Here is a 14,822-nt window from a genome sequence, read left to right as displayed (position 1 = left end):
ACCCGCATTCTCGTCAATGCGCACGGCGCCGCAGCCGGCCCTCCTCGCGGCCGACGTACCAGGCCGCGATGGCAACCATCAGCGCCAGGCCGTACCAGGTGATCGCATAGACCAGGTGGCTGTTGTGGAAGGCGATGGCGGTCAGCCCGCCGGCGGGCCAGGTGCGTTCCATGGCGTTGCCCGGCGATGTCCCCGCGTCGGCATCCACGAAATAGGGCGCCACGCTGCCGCCGAGCCCGCGTGCAGCCGCGATGGCCTGCACGTCGCGCGAATACCAGCGGTTGCCTGCCGGATCGTTCTTGCGAAGGAAGCCGCCGTTCGGCTCGGTGATGCGCAGCAGGCCGGTGACCGTGGTGTCGCCCTGTGGTTCGTTGCCGCTGCGGGTGGCGCGCTCGCGGGCCTCGGGCGGCACGAAGCCGCGGTTGACCAGCACCGTGTTGCCATCGGCCTGCCGCAACGGCGTCAGCACCCAGAAACCCGGACCGAGGTCGGTGTTGGCCTGGACCAGCGTCTCGCGGTCGTGCAGGAAGGTGCCGGCCAGCCGGACGCGCCGGTATTCGTCGTTGGCGGCGCTGACCTGCGGCCATTGCGCGGGGCTGGGCGCCGCCTCGGGCGCTGCATGGACGCGCTGCTCGACGCGGGCGATGAGATCGAGCTTCCATGCGCGGCGTTCGACCTGCCAGGTGCCGAGCGCGAAGAAGCCCGCAAACAGCAACGCCGCGAGCAGGGCCAGCGTCAGCAGGGCGCCCCTGCCGCGCGGGCCGCGCGTCGCGGCGTCCGTTGCGTCGCCTTGCCTCGAGGCCGTCAAGGCATGTTCTTCATGTCGTGCACCGACATGGGCATCATGTTGTGGTTCAGGTGGAACATCACCCAGAGCGAACCCGCCAGCGTGATGACGACCAGCATGATCGTGAAGATCAGCGCCAGCATCGTCCAGCCGCCTTCGGAGCGGGTGTTCATGTGCAGGAAGTAGATCATGTGGACCACGATCTGCACCGCGGCGAAGCCGAGCACCACCATCGCGGTGACGCTGGGCTTGTCGAAGACCTTGGCCATCACCAGCCAGAACGGAATGACCGTCAGGATCACGGCGAGCACGAAGCCCGTCATGTAGCCGCTGAAGGTGCTGTGGCTCGCGCCGTCGTCGTGATCGTGGTCGTCATGGCCGTGGCCATGGTCGTCGTGGTGGCCGGCGGCCGGCGCATGGTGGTTGGCGCTCATCACAGCACTCCCATCAGGTAAACGAAGGTGAAGACACCGATCCAGACCACGTCCAGAAAGTGCCAGAACATCGACAGGCACATCAGGCGGCGGCGGTTGGCGGCGACCAGGCCGCCACGTGCCACCTGCACCATCAGCACGACGAGCCAGATCAGGCCGAAGGTCACGTGCAGGCCGTGCGTGCCGACCAGCGTGAAGAACGCCGACAGGAACGCGCTGCGCGTCGGGCCCGCGCCCTCGTGGATCAGGTGTGCGAACTCATACAGCTCGAGGCCGATGAAGACGCAGCCCAGCAGGCCGGTGATCGCCAGCCATGCGAGCGTGCCGCCGACCTTCTTCTTCTGCATCTCGAGCATCGCGAAGCCGTACGTGATCGACGACAGCAGCAGCATCGAGGTGTTGACGGCCACCAGCGGCAGGTCGAACAGGTCGGCGCCCGACGGGCCGGCCGCATAGCTGCGGCCCACCACCGCGTACACGGCGAACAGGCAGGCGAAGATGAGGCAGTCGCTCATCAGGTAGAGCCAGAAGCCGAGCAGCGTCCCGTTCTGGGGATGGTGCTCTTCGGGCATGTAGAAGCGCAGGTTGTCCGGCGCGTCCACCGAGTCGGTGAGGGTAGTGGCGGTCATGCTTGGCTCGACAGGAGTCGGGTGCGGATGGCTTCGGTGCGGACGACTTCGTCCGCAGGGATGTGGTAATCGCGCTTGTAGTTGAAGGTATGGGTGATCGCGACGACCAGCAGGCCGACGAAGCCGACCACCGCCAGCAGCCACATGTGCCAGATCAGGGCGAAACCGCAGACGGTGCTCAGGCCCGCCAGGATGATGCCGGCGCCGGTGTTCTTCGGCATGTGGATCGGGATGAAGCCTTCGAGCGGACGGACGTAGCCGCGTTGCTTCATGTCGTACCAGGCGTCGCTGTCATGCACCACGGGCGTGAAGGCGAAGTTGTAGGCCGGCGGCGGCGACGAGGTCGACCATTCGAGCGTGCGTGCGTCCCACGGGTCGCCCGTGTGGTCGCGCAGCGACTCGCGGCGGCGGAAGCTCACGAACAGCTGGATCAGGAAGCTGGCGATGCCCAGTGCGATCAGCACCGCACCAAAGGCGGCGATCTGGAACCAGATCTGCAGCGAGCCGTCCTCGAAGTGGTTCACGCGGCGCGTCACGCCCATCAGGCCGAGCACGTAGAGCGGCGCGAAGGCGAACCAGAAGCCGACCAGCCAGAACCAGAACGAGCATTTGCCCCAGAACTCGTCGAGCTTGAAGCCGAAGGCCTTCGGGAACCAGAAGTTGATGCCGGCGAACAGGCCGAACAGCACGCCGCCGATGATCACGTTGTGGAAGTGGGCGATCAGGAACAGGCTGTTGTGCAGCACGAAGTCGGCCGGCGGCACCGCCAGCAGCACGCCCGTCATGCCGCCGATCACGAAGGTGAACATGAAGCCCATGGTCCAGAGCATCGGCACTTCGAAGCGGATGCGGCCGCGGTACATCGTGAACAGCCAGTTGAAGATCTTCGCCCCGGTCGGGATCGAGATGATCATCGTCGTGATGCCGAAGAAGCTGTTGACGCTCGCACCCGAACCCATCGTGAAGAAGTGGTGCAGCCAAACGAGGTAGGACAGGATCGTGATCACGACCGTGGCGTAGACCATCGACGCATAGCCGAAGAGCTTCTTGCCGCTGAAGGTCGACACGACTTCCGAGAACACGCCGAACAGCGGCAGGATCAGGATGTACACCTCGGGGTGGCCCCAGATCCAGATCAGGTTCACGTACATCATCGGGTTGCCGCCGAAGTCGTTCGTGAAGAAGTTGGTACCGACGTAGCGGTCGAGCGACAGCAGTGCCAGCACGGCGGTCAGCACCGGGAAGGCGGCCACGATCAGCACGTTGGTGCACAGCGACGTCCAGGTGAAGACGGGCATCTTCATCATGGTCATGCCGGGCGCGCGCATCTTGATGATGGTCACGAGCAGGTTGATGCCCGAGAGCAGCGTCCCGACCCCCGCGATCTGCAACGACCAGATGTAGTAGTCGACCCCCACGTCCGGACTCTGCAGGATGCCCGACAGCGGCGGATAGGCGAGCCAGCCGGTCTTCGCGAATTCGCCGACGAACAGCGAAGCCATGACCAGCACGGCGCCGCTGACGGTCATCCAGAAGCTGAAGTTGTTCAGGAAGGGGAAGGCCACGTCGCGTGCGCCGATCTGCAGCGGCACGACGAAGTTCATCAGGCCGGTGACCAGCGGCATCGCCACGAAGAAGATCATGATCACGCCGTGCGCGGTGAAGACCTGGTCGTAGTGGTGCGGCGGAAGGTAGCCGGTGTTGTCGCCGAACGCGATCGCCTGCTGGAGCCGCATCATGAGTGCGTCGGCAAAGCCGCGCAGCAGCATGATGATCCCCAGGATCACGTACATGATGCCGATCTTCTTGTGGTCGATGCTGGTGAACCACTCGCGCCACAGGTAGCCCCAGACGCGGAAATAGGTCAGCGCACCGAGCAGCGCAGCACCACCGAGCAGCACTGCCGCGAAGGTCGCGAGCAGGATCGGTTCATGGTATGGGATCGCCTCCCAGGAGAGGCGGCCGAAGATGAGCTTCGTAAGGTCGAGGTGATCGAACATCATGGGTCCGGGTAGCAAAAATGGGTCGGCGCCGATGACGGCGCCGTGGCAGCGGGTGCGTGGCTGGTATCGCTGAAGAGCGCGCTGGAGCCTGGTTCTACATCGCCCGTTCGATGGGCTGGTCCAGCGCTTCCGGCGGGTCGTTGACGCTGCACATCGCGCCGACGTAGTTGCGTTGCGGCCGGCCGTCCGGACCGATGCGTTCGCGCGTTGCCTTGTCGAGTGTGGCGATGTTGTGCGCGCCGGGCAGGCCGAGGCCGCCGGTGGCATCGATCGCCATCATGTCCTTCATGCACATCTTGTTGCTCTCGACGCAGCGGTTCAGGATCGCGTCGTAGAGCCCGGCCGACACGCTGGCGTAGCGGCGTACCGGTTCGCGTTCGCTGGGCTTCTCGAGCTTGAGGTAGCCATCGCGGTTGAGCGGGCTGCCCTGCGTCTTGGCGGCCTCGACCCACTTGTCGAAATCGCCGTCGCTCAGGCCATGGAACTTGAAGCGCATGCCCGAGAAGCCGGCGCCGCTGTAGTTGGCCGAGAAGCCTTCGAACTCGCCCGGCTTGTTGATCACCGCGTGCAGCTTGGTTTCCATGCCGGGCATCGCGTAGATCTGGCCGGCGAGCGCCGGGATGAAGAAGGAGTTCATGACCGTCGAGGCCGTGATCTTGAAGGTGATCGGCCGGTCGACCGGCGCGGCCAGTTCGTTCACGGTGGCGATGCCTTGTTCCGGATAGAGGAACAGCCACTTCCAGTCGAGTGCCACCACTTCGACCACCAGCGGCTTGGCGTCGGCGGGCATTTCGCGTTCGGCGTCCAGGCGGTCGAGCGTGCGGTACGGGTCGAGCGTGTGGGTGCTGATCCAGGTCAGCGCGCCCAGCGCGATGATGATCAGCAGCGGAGCGGCCCAGATCACCAGTTCGAGCTGCGTCGAGTGGTCCCAGTCGGGTGCGTAATCGGGGTTGTTGGCGGCCTTGCGGTAGCGCCAGGCGAACACGAAGGTCAGGATGATCACCGGAACGATGATCAGCAGCATCAGGACGGTGGAGATCAGGATCAGATCGCGCTGCTGCATCGCGATGTCGCCGGAGGGATTCATGACCACGCCGCTACAGCCCGCGAGCAGCGCGGCAGCGGGAATCATAAGCAGACCGCGGAGGGACTTGAGGGAGGGCATGCCAGGATGGAAAGCGTAGACGGAAACGTGCAGAATTTACGTTCACTTGCCTCGGATGGCGATTGGACGTTTTGTCCTACAGCAAGCTCTCGACACGGATGAGAGGCTTGCGTAGTACCAAATGAAGAGCGACACGATAGTCACGGGAGAAACCGATGTCCAGCACAACGTTCAGCGAGTCTTACGCCGAACCCTCCACCACCCAGATGGAACGCGACGTTCGCCAGACCACCACCGACCACTCCGGCGTTGCACCCAGTGAAATCGCCGTCGGCGTGATCATCGGGCGGGCTTCCGAGTATTTCGACTTCTTCGTCTACGGCATCGCCTCGGTGCTGGTGTTTCCGGCGGTGTTCTTTCCGTTCACCAACCGGCTCGAAGGCACGCTCTGGGCCTTCCTGATCTTTTCCTTCGCCTTCATCGCCCGGCCGATCGGCACCATCGCCTTCATGGCGATCCAGAATCGCTGGGGCCGCGGCGCCAAGCTGACGATCTCGCTGTTCCTGCTGGGCTTCTCGACCGCCGGCATCGCCTTCCTGCCCGGCTACGCGAACATCGGCTTCGCGTCGATCGTGTTCCTGTCGGTGCTGCGTTTCTGCCAGGGCATCGCGCTCGGCGGCTCCTGGGACGGCCTGCCGTCGCTGCTGGCGCTCAATGCGCCCGCCAAGCGCCGCGGCTGGTACGCGATGATCCCGCAGCTCGGCGCGCCGATTGGCTTCATCATCGCCGCGGGCCTGTTCCTGTTCCTGCATTCGAGCCTGTCGGTCGCCGACTTTCTCGACTGGGGCTGGCGCTACACCTTCTATGTGGCCTTCGCGATCAACGTCGTGGCGCTGTTCGCCCGGCTCCGGCTGGTCGTGACCAACGAATACGAAGCGATGCTCAAGGAGCGCGAACTCGAACCCACGCCGGTGGGCGAACTGATCAAGGCGCGCGGCAGCAACCTGTTCATCGGCGCCTTCGCGGCACTGGCCAGCTACGCGCTGTTCCATCTGGTGACGGTGTTCCCGCTGTCGTGGATTGCGCTGAACGCGTCGCAGGAAGTGAATGCGGTGCTGACCATCCAGATCATCGGTGCGTTCATCGCGATCTTCGCCACGATGGCTTCGGGCCGGCTGGCCGACCGCATCGGCCGGCGCAACACACTGGGCGGGCTGGCGGTGCTGATCGCGATCTTCAGCGGGATCATGCCCTTCCTGTCGAACGGCGGCCCGATCATCCAGGACGCGTTCATCCTGGTCGGCTTCGCGCTGCTGGGCCTGTCGTACGGCCAGGCGGCCGGTGCGGTCACCGCCAATTTCGCTGCGCACTACCGCTACACCGGCGCTGCGCTGACCTCCGACCTCGCGTGGCTGCTGGGCGCCGCCTTCGCGCCGCTCGTGGCGCTCAGCCTGTCGGCGCACTTCGGCGTCGGCTATGTGAGCCTGTACCTGCTGTCGGGCGCGGTCTGCACGCTGGTGGCGCTGAAGGTCAACCGGACGCTCGAGATGCGCGGCTGATCCGGCGCGCTCCTTCGAGAGCAGTCGCAGAAAGCACAAAGGCGCCGAGAGGCGCCTTTTTCACGTCCCGATCCGCTCGGCCAGCGCGATCAGCGAGCGGTCGCTGCCCGCCGGCCCGAGCAGCGAGATGCCGAGCGGTGCGCCGTCGCGGCGCGCCAGCGGCATCGAGAGTTGCGGAAAGCCGGCCAGCCCCGCGATGCACAACAACCGGATCGACTGGTTGCGGTAGTCCTCCAGGCTGGCGTCGACCGCATCGCGGCGCGGCGCGATGTCGGGCATCGTGGGCATCAGCAGCACGCCGTCGTGGCCGAGGAGATCGGCGAGCCGCTTTCGGAAGGCATCGCGAAAGGCTCTCGCCGCGTTGACCTGCGCGTCCGTCACGTCGCGAGACCACGCAAAGCGCTCCGCCACGCCGGGCCCGAGCGGCGGCGCGTAGCGCTCGATCAGCGGTCCGTCGGTGAGCCAGGCCTCGCGACCCTGGACGTAGCGGAAATTCCAGTACATCGCGTCCCAGCCGTCGAGCGCGACCGGCCCGGCCGGCGCCGCCTGGCCGAGCACCGACTGCACGCGTTCGGCCGCGCCCGCCAGCGCCCGCGCGACCGGTTCGGCCAGCAGCGCCCAGACGTCCGTCGGCCACAGCAGGCGCGGCGCGGACGGCAGCGGCGCCGGATCGGTGCCGAGCAGCACATCGCCCACGCGCGCAAAGGTGCCGATGTCGCGCGCGAACCAGCCGCAGGTGTCCAGGCTCGGTGCCAGGTCGAGCACGCCTTCCAGGCTGATCCGGCCGTGCGTCGGGCGCAGGCCGTACAGGTGGCAGTGATTGGCCGGCGCCCGCACCGAGCCGCCGGTGTCGCTGCCGAGCGCGAAGTCGCAGAGCCCGGACGAGACAGCCGATGCCGATCCGGACGACGAACCGCCCGTGATCCGCTCCGGCGCCGCGCCATTGACCGGCGCGCCGAAGTGCGCGTTGTTGCCGTTCATCGAGAAGGCCAGTTCGTCGGTCACGGTCTTGCCGACGAAGCGGGCGCCCGCGTCCAGCAGCGTCCGCACCACCGGTGCGTGGCGCGCCTTGATGCCGGACAGGGCCAGCACGATCGGGCTGCCACCGCCTGTCGGGTAGCCGGCCACGTCGAACAGGTCCTTCACACCGAAGCTCAGGTCCGACAACGGGCCGGTCGCGGCCCGCGGCACCGGCGCGTCGGGGTAGGGGACGAAGGCGTGGGCAGGGTCGTGCAGGGGCATGGGCGTTTCAAAGAGGCGGAACGGTGGCGACGTCGGTCGGCGTGAATTCGTCCGCGGGCCGGGGGCGCCGCAACAGGTCGGCGGACACATCGGTGCGGATGCAGCGCGCATGGTGGCCCGGCGACACCTCGACCGCAAGCGGTTGCGCGGCACGGCAGGCGTCGAGGGCCAGCGGACAGCGCGCGGCAAACGCGCATCCGGGTGGCAGTTTCGAGAGGTCGGGCGGCGCGCCGCCGATGGTTTCGAGCCGGCTGCCGCGCGTCATCGCGCCGTGCGCACGGCTCTTGAGCAGCGCGATGGTGTACGGGTGGCGCGGCGACAGGATCAGGTCGCGCGCCGTGCCTTCTTCCACGATCCGCCCGGCATACATCACCGCGATCCGGTCGGCCACCTCGACCGCGGCGCCGATGTCGTGCGTCACGAAGATCACCGACAGCCCGAGGTCGCGCTGCAGTTCGCGCAGCAGCAGCAGGATCTGGATCTGCACGGTGGCGTCGAGCGCGGTGGTCGGCTCGTCGGCCAGCAGCACCTTCGGGTTGCAAGCCAGCGCGAGCGCGATCATGGCGCGCTGCCGCATGCCGCCGGACATCTCGTGCGGATAGGCGGCCAGGCGCCGTTCCGGGCTCGGGATGCGCACCTTCTCGAACAGCGCCAGCGCGCGTGCCCGCGCCTCGCTCCGGCTCAGGCCTTCGTGCCGGCGCACCGCTTCGATGATCTGCGCGCCGACCGTGTAGACCGGATCGAGCGCGAGCAGCGGCTCCTGGAAGATCATCGCGACTTCCTTGCCGCGCAGGCCGGCCAGCGCACGCGGCGACAGGCCGAGCACGTCGCGCCCGTTGACCGCGAGCTTGCCTGTGATGCGCGAACTGCGTTCGGGATGCAGCCGCATCACGGTGCGCAGCGTGACGCTCTTGCCGGAGCCGGATTCGCCGATCAGCGCCACCACCTCGCCCTGGTGCAGCCGCAGGTCGACGCCGTTGACGGCCTCGATGCGCTTGCCGGGCGCGATGAATTCGACGCGCAGGTCCTGCAGTTCGACAGCGAGCGGGGCGGCGGTGGCAGCGGGGTCGTGCTCAGCCATGGGCCACCTCCGGCGCGGCTTCGGCCGCCATGTCGGGAAAGTCCGGCGTCGGCACGTAGCCGGATTCCGGCTGCCAGCGCAGGCAGGCCACGCCGTGGCCGGCGGCGGTCTCGGCGAAGGCCGGCATCTGCTGGCTGCAGACCGGCTGGGCGAACGCGCAGCGCGTGTGGAAGCGGCAGCCGGGCGGTGGATCGATCGGGTTCGGCGGGTCGCCCGACAGCGGCGCCTCGGTCGTGCGCTGCATCGGGTCGCCGCTGGGCATCGAGCGCAGCAGCGCACGCGTGTACGGGTGGCGCGGTGCGTCGAACACCTGCGCGGCCGTGCCGACCTCGACCACCTGGCCGAGGTACATCACGAGCACCCGGTCCGACATGTAGCGCACCACGTGCAGGTCGTGGCTGATGAAGAGATAGGTCAGGCCGAAGTCGCGCTTCAGGTCTTCCAGCAGGTTCAGCACCTGCGCCTCGACCGACTTGTCGAGCGCCGACACCGCCTCGTCCAGGATCACCAGCCGCGGCGCCAGCGCCAGCGCGCGCGCGATGTTCACGCGCTGGCGCTGGCCGCCCGACAGCTCGTGCGGGTAGCGGCCGGCGAAGCGCGCGGGTTCGAGCCCGACGCGCGCGAGCAGGTCGTGCGCGCGGTTCAGCGCCTCGCGCGCCGACACGCCGTGCACCGTCGGCCCGAAAGCGATCGAGTCCTCGATCGTCATGCGCGGGTTCAGCGACGAATAGCTGTCCTGGAACACCATCTGCGTCTGCCGGCGGAACTCGCGCAGCGGCAGCTCGCGCGAGCCGACCGTGGCGCCGTCGAACACCAGTTCGCCGCTGTCCTGTTCGATCAGCTGCATCAGCAGGCGCGCGGTGGTCGATTTGCCGCAGCCGGATTCGCCGACCACGCCGAGCGTCTCGCCCTTGCGGATGTCGAAGCTCACGCCGTCGACCGCGCGCACGGCCGGCCGCGGGCCGCGGCCGAAGGACAGCGGCGCACGCTTCAGCGGAAAGTGCTTCTGCAGCCTGTCCACGCGCAGCAGCGGCTGGCGCGGGCCGCCGATGTCGCGCGGGTCGACCACATCGGCCACATCGCCCACATCGCCCACATCGCCCACATCGCCCGGTGCGGATGCGGGCGTCGTCGCGGTGCCGTTCATTGCTTCACCTCCATCGCGCTGCGCAGGCCGTCGGCCAGCATGTTGAAGGACACCGAGGTCACGAAGATCAGCACGCCCGGCAGTGCCGCGATCAGCGGCTGGCTGTAGATCGCGGTGCGCAGCGTGTTGAGCATCAGGCCCCATTCGGGCTGCGGCGGCTTCACGCCGAGCCCGAGGAAGGACAGGCCCGAGGCCAGGATCATCGACACCGAGATCAGGCTGGTGGCGTACACGAAGATCGGGCCGATCACATTGCCCAGCACATGCCGGCGCACGATGGTCAGCGCCGATGCACCCGAGGCGCGCGCCGCGTCGACATAGTCGCTGCGCCGCACCTGCGTGGTCACGCTCTCGGCGATGCGCGCGATCTGCGGCACGAACACCACCGTCAGCGAGATCAGCGCGTTGGTGATGCCCGCGCCCAGCGCACCCGACAGCGCGATGGCCAGCAGCACCGACGGAAAGGCGTAGAGCACGTCGATGCAGCGCATGACGACCGTGTTGACCGCGCCGCCCGCGTAGCCGGCCAGCACGCCGAGTCCGCTGCCGATCACGAAGGCCATGATCACCGGCGCGATGCCCATGAAGAGCGAGAGCCGGCCGCCGAGCATCAGGCGCGACAGCAGGTCGCGGCCCAGCTCGTCGGTGCCCAGCGGATAGCCCGGCGTGCCGACCGGTCGCAGCCGCTTGAACATCGAGGTCACGAACGGATCGGCAGGCATGATCCACGGCGCAAGGATCGCGATCCCGATCAGCGCCAGGATGATGGCCGCCGCGATCATCGCGACCGGATTGCGCAGCAGCCGGCGCATCACGTTGGCGCCGTGGCTGCGCGAGCGCACGGCCTGCACGGGTGCGGTGCCGGCGATGGAAGCTGTCGTCGACATGTTCAGGCCCTTTCGATTCTTGGATCGAACAGCGTCTGCAGCACGTCCACGATCAGGTTGAGTCCGACGAAGAACAGCGCGAGCACGAGGATCGTGCCCTGCAGCAGCGGCAGGTCGCGCTGGAAGATCGCCTGGTTCAGCAGGAAGCCGGTGCCGGGCCAGGAGAACACGGTCTCGATCAGGATCGAGCCGCCGAGCAGGTAGCCGAGCTGCAGGCCCATCACAGCCAGCGCGGTCGGCGCGCAGTTCTTGACGACGTGCAGGAACACGCCGAAGTCGTTCAGCCCGCGCGCGCGCAGCCCGATCACGAACTCCTGCGACAGGATGTCCGCCACCAGTGCCCGCACGGTGCGCGAGACGATGCCCATCGGAATGAACGACATCGTCAGCGCGGGCAGGATCAGGTACTTGACGTGTTCCAGGTCCCATTTCCACAGGCCCGAGCCGTCGGGGCCGGCGCCTGTGGCGGGCAGCCACATCAGCTTGGCCGAGAAGATGATCACCAGCACCATGCCGAGCCAGTAGTGCGGCAGGCTGACGCCGATGACCGAGATGAAGGAGGCCGCGCGGTCCATCCACGAATGGCGGAAGTAGCCCGCGACGAAGCCGAACAGCGAACCGAAGGCGAAGCCGATGAGCGTCGCAAGCGCAGCCAGCATGAAGGTGTTGCCCACGGCCTTGAACACCTCCTGCGTCACCGGCCGCGCCGTCGCGATCGAGGTGCCCAGGTCGCCATGCAGCGCCCGCCACAGCCACGACGCGAACTGCACCGGCCACGGCTTGTCGAAGCCGTACAGCGCCATCATCTGCCGCTGCAGGTCGACCGACGCATCCGCAGGCAGGATCGACACCAGCGGATCACCCGGCGCGATGTGCACCAGCATGAAGCAGAGGAAGGACACGCCCAGCATGATGGGCAGGGCGTATCCGATGCGGCGCAGTAGGTAGCTGATCATGTGGGGCGCGCTTCTTATTCAGAGACCGCCTCTAAAGGACGGCCTTCATTCCAGAAACACCGCGGAACCGGCTTTGCCGGGCCGCTGGTGTTGCCCCCGGAAGGGGGTTGGCGAAAGGCGACACGCAGTGCGCCGAAGCCTGGGGGAGAGCCAAGTCCTCACCGCGGAACCGGCTTTGCCGGGCCGCTGGTGTTGCCCCCGGAAAGGGGTTGGCGGCTACGCGAAGCGAGCAAGCCTGGGGGTTAGTCAAGTGTCATCGTGGCCAAGTCGATGAACCAGCTCTGCGGCTGCACCACGCCCTTGATCTTCGGCGACAGCGCGCGCGGACCGACGTCGTGCGCCACGAAGAGGAACGGCGCCTCGTCGATGATGCGGGCCTGCAGCGCCGCCAGCGCCACGTCGCGCTGCTTCTCGTCGAAGGTGGTGCGGGCCTTGTCGACCAGCGCGTCGACCTCGGGGTTGCTGAAGTAGCCCCAGTTCATCGAGGTCGGCGGAAACGCCTTCGTGCTCACGAAGCGGACCATCGCGAAGAACGGATCCATCGTCGCCGCGCTCACGTTGGTGGCGTGCGCGCCGTGTGCGCCCGGGTCCTTCGCGCCGAGGCGCCAGCTGGAGAACAGCGTGTTCCATTCGACCACGTCGAACTCCACGTCGAAGAAGCATTCCTTCAGGCTCTGCTGGATGAACTCGTTCATCGGCAGCGGCTGCATCTGGCCCGATCCGGAGGCCGAGGTCTGCACCTTCACCTTGACCGGCTTGGCGGCCGAATAGCCGGCCTCGGCCATCAGCTTCTTGGCGGCGACGGGGTCGTACTTGATCTGGAACGTGGGGTTGCCGCGCCAGGGGTTGCCGGGCTCGGCGACGCCGGTCGCCTCGACCATCAGGCCGCCGAGCAATTCCTTCAGCGCGGTGCGGTTCAGGCACAGGTTGGCCGCATAGCGCACCCGCTTGTCGGCGAAGGGCGAGTCGGGCAGCAGCGAGAACTGCCACGGCCAGAGGTGCGGTTGCAGGTTCGAATACAGCTTGAAGCCGCGGGCCTTGATGGCGTCGAGCGCGTCCGGTGCGGGTGCCTCGATCCAGTCGACCTGGCCCGACATCAGCGCCGCGGTGCGCGAGCTGGCCTCGGGCAGCGGCAGCATCACGACGCGGTCGATCTTCGGGCGGCGCTTGGCGTCCCAGTAGTCGGGGTTCTTGACGATCTCCAGCCGTTCGCGCGGCACGAACTTCGAGGCCTTGAACGGGCCGGTGCCCGAGAAGTCGGCGGCGAAGGCCGTCCAGGCGGCCTTGCTGCGCTCGGCCGGAGCGGTCACGCTGGCGGGCACGGCCGCGAGCTTCTTCTCCCACTGCACCGGCGACGCCATGAACAGGTTGGTCAGGTTGATCGGCAGGAAGGAGTCGGGCTCGGACGTGACGAGCTCGACCGTCAGGTCGTCGATCTTGCGGGCCGTGCGCAGCGTCGGCATGCGCGAGGCGGTCACGCCGATCTGTGCCGGGTCGAACTGCGGCGCGTCCTTGCGCAGCACCTTGTCGACGTTCCAGACGACCGCATCGGCGTTGAACGGCGAACCGTCATGGAACTTCACGCCCGGGCGCAGCTTGAACACCCACTTGGTGCGGTCCTTCTCGTCGACCGCCCAGGACACCGCCAGGTCGGGGATCACCACGCTGGCCTTGGTCGACGAGCTCAGGTCCCACTGCGTGAGGCTGTCGTACATCGGGATGCCGGTGAAGCGGTTGCCTTCGTAGCCCTGGTCGGGCTGGCCGGAAGTGCGCGGGATGTCGCCGGCGGTCATGGCGATGCGCAGCACCTTTTCCTGCGCCAGCACGGCCGTGCTGGCCAGCGACATCGCCGCGGCGATCAGCAGTGCGCCTGTGCCGGCACCCAGTCGGCGCGCGGGAAGGGACTTCAACAAATGGATCTTCATGGGGAGGTCGACCTTGGAGTTGCGATGTATTCGCCCTCAAGCAAGTGACATGCCAATGGAAATCGCTTTGATGAAATCGATGTTCGATACGAATTTGCGTTTTAACGATAGATGACTGCGCGAAAGCAGTGCACCCGGCGCAGGCTCAGTGCGTGATGGCGCTGGCGATCGCACGCGCGCATTCGATGACCATCGGCGCCAGCTTCTTCTGCGCTTCTTCCATGGTCCATCGGCTGGTCGGCGGCGACACGTGCACGGCGCCCAGTGCCGCGCCGTGCCGGTCCAGGATCGGCGCGGCGATGCCCATGTCGCCGAGGAACAGCTCCTCCGCATTGGTCGCGTAGCCCACGCGCCGGCACTCGTCGATGCGGACCATGATGGCGTCGATGTCCGTCAGCGTGGCCGGCGTGCGTGCGCTGCGCGCGGTGGCCTGCAGCAGCGCCCGCACCTGCTCGTCCGGCAGGCTGCTGAGCCAGGCCCGGCCCGAGCTCGTGCAGTACATCGGGATGCGCATGCCGACCGGCGTCAGCACCGGAATGAACTTCGACGTCACCAGTTGCGCCACGTAGACCATCTCGTCGCCGACCGGCTCGGTCACGCTGGCGGTCTCGCCGCTCGCGTTGGCCAGCTGCGACAGATACGGGTTGGCGATGCGGATCAGCGCGTTGGCCGCCATGTAGTTGTAGCCCAGCTCGATGGTGCGCGGCAGCAGCTGGAAGCGCCGCGTCTGCGGATGCTTGCCCACGTAGCCCAGCACCTGCAGCGTGTGGACCGTGCGCTGCGCCGAGCCCTTGCTCATGTCGGTGCGCTCGGCCAGCTCGGCCAGCGTCATCGTGCGATGCGCGGCGTCGAAGGCGCGCAGCACCGCCAGCCCTTTTTCGAGCGACTGGTTGAACAGCGGGTCGGGCCTGGCGGCCGGCGCAGGGGCGGGCGCGGCGGCGCGGCGCGGAGTCCTCGGAGTCGTCTTGCTGGCCATAGCGTATGAATATAGGAAGAAATCGATTATCGATTTTATGAACGCAGCAAGCGGCGTGCCGGCCGGCGACGTGCCGAGCCGCCGATCGCCG

13 protein-coding genes are annotated in these 14,822 nt (G+C 67.3%); 1 reads left to right on the top strand and 12 read right to left on the bottom strand.

Translation table 11 applies throughout. The annotated features are described in order from the left end of the window. Positions 1–13 precede the first annotated feature (13 nt). The 5 genes from AC07PZ_RS15465 to cyoA form a co-directional block, all read right to left on the bottom strand. Positions 14–808, bottom strand: a complete 795-nt coding sequence (locus tag AC07PZ_RS15465; protein ID WP_495295984.1) for an SURF1 family protein — start codon at positions 806–808, stop codon at positions 14–16. Beyond that, positions 805–1,221: a cytochrome o ubiquinol oxidase subunit IV gene (gene cyoD / locus AC07PZ_RS15460; RefSeq protein WP_495295983.1), complete on the bottom strand. Its 417-nt coding sequence runs from the start codon at positions 1,219–1,221 to the stop codon at positions 805–807. Before cyoD ends, AC07PZ_RS15465 begins: the two co-directional genes overlap by 4 nt. Then, positions 1,221–1,850 carry a cytochrome o ubiquinol oxidase subunit III gene (gene cyoC, locus AC07PZ_RS15455; RefSeq protein WP_495295982.1) on the bottom strand — a complete coding sequence of 210 codons (630 nt, stop codon included), beginning with the start codon at positions 1,848–1,850 and terminating at the stop codon, positions 1,221–1,223. The genes cyoD and cyoC overlap by 1 nt, the downstream gene beginning before the upstream one ends. After that, positions 1,847–3,850 (bottom strand): cytochrome o ubiquinol oxidase subunit I, encoded by a 2,004-nt coding sequence (cyoB, locus tag AC07PZ_RS15450; protein ID WP_495295981.1) that lies wholly within the window; start codon positions 3,848–3,850, stop codon positions 1,847–1,849. Before cyoB ends, cyoC begins: the two co-directional genes overlap by 4 nt. A 97-nt stretch (positions 3,851–3,947) precedes the next feature. Next, entirely contained in the window at positions 3,948–5,018 is a 1,071-nt protein-coding gene (cyoA, locus tag AC07PZ_RS15445) for a ubiquinol oxidase subunit II (RefSeq protein WP_495295980.1), read from the bottom strand. A 155-nt stretch (positions 5,019–5,173) separates the two neighbouring features. On the opposite strand from cyoA, the gene AC07PZ_RS15440 reads away from it, so the two are divergent. Then, complete coding sequence (locus AC07PZ_RS15440) at positions 5,174–6,517, top strand: MFS transporter (RefSeq protein WP_495295979.1); 1,344 nt, start codon at positions 5,174–5,176, stop codon at positions 6,515–6,517. A 60-nt stretch (positions 6,518–6,577) separates the two neighbouring features. On the opposite strand, the gene AC07PZ_RS15435 is transcribed toward AC07PZ_RS15440, so the two are convergent. The 7 genes from AC07PZ_RS15435 to AC07PZ_RS15405 form a co-directional block, all read right to left on the bottom strand. Then, the gene (locus AC07PZ_RS15435; RefSeq protein WP_495295978.1) at positions 6,578–7,759 is read right to left on the bottom strand and encodes an amidase; all 1,182 of its coding nucleotides are present in this window, start codon (positions 7,757–7,759) and stop codon (positions 6,578–6,580) included. 7 nt (positions 7,760–7,766) lie between these two features. Beyond that, entirely contained in the window at positions 7,767–8,840 is a 1,074-nt protein-coding gene (locus tag AC07PZ_RS15430; RefSeq protein ID WP_495295977.1) for an ABC transporter ATP-binding protein, read from the bottom strand. Then, a complete protein-coding gene (locus AC07PZ_RS15425; protein ID WP_495295976.1) occupies positions 8,833–9,987 on the bottom strand; it encodes an ABC transporter ATP-binding protein in 1,155 nt (384 codons plus the stop codon). Before AC07PZ_RS15425 ends, AC07PZ_RS15430 begins: the two co-directional genes overlap by 8 nt. Continuing rightward, positions 9,984–10,874 (bottom strand): ABC transporter permease, encoded by an 891-nt coding sequence (locus AC07PZ_RS15420; protein ID WP_495295975.1) that lies wholly within the window; start codon positions 10,872–10,874, stop codon positions 9,984–9,986. The genes AC07PZ_RS15425 and AC07PZ_RS15420 overlap by 4 nt, the downstream gene beginning before the upstream one ends. A 2-nt stretch (positions 10,875–10,876) precedes the next feature. After that, complete coding sequence (locus AC07PZ_RS15415) at positions 10,877–11,830, bottom strand: ABC transporter permease (protein ID WP_495295974.1); 954 nt, start codon at positions 11,828–11,830, stop codon at positions 10,877–10,879. 242 nt (positions 11,831–12,072) lie between these two features. After that, on the bottom strand, positions 12,073–13,677 hold the full coding sequence (locus AC07PZ_RS15410; RefSeq protein ID WP_495296129.1) for an ABC transporter substrate-binding protein: 1,605 nt from the start codon (positions 13,675–13,677) through the stop codon (positions 12,073–12,075). 223 nt (positions 13,678–13,900) lie between these two features. Continuing rightward, positions 13,901–14,731, bottom strand: coding sequence for an IclR family transcriptional regulator (locus tag AC07PZ_RS15405; protein ID WP_495295973.1), 831 nt, complete (start codon positions 14,729–14,731; stop codon positions 13,901–13,903). Positions 14,732–14,822 lie beyond the last annotated feature (91 nt).

Source organism: Variovorax sp. GW821-FHT10B04 (genome assembly GCF_059415645.1).
The sequence above is the reverse complement of the archived record's forward strand: the minus strand, read 5'-3'. Positions and strand labels throughout refer to the sequence as shown.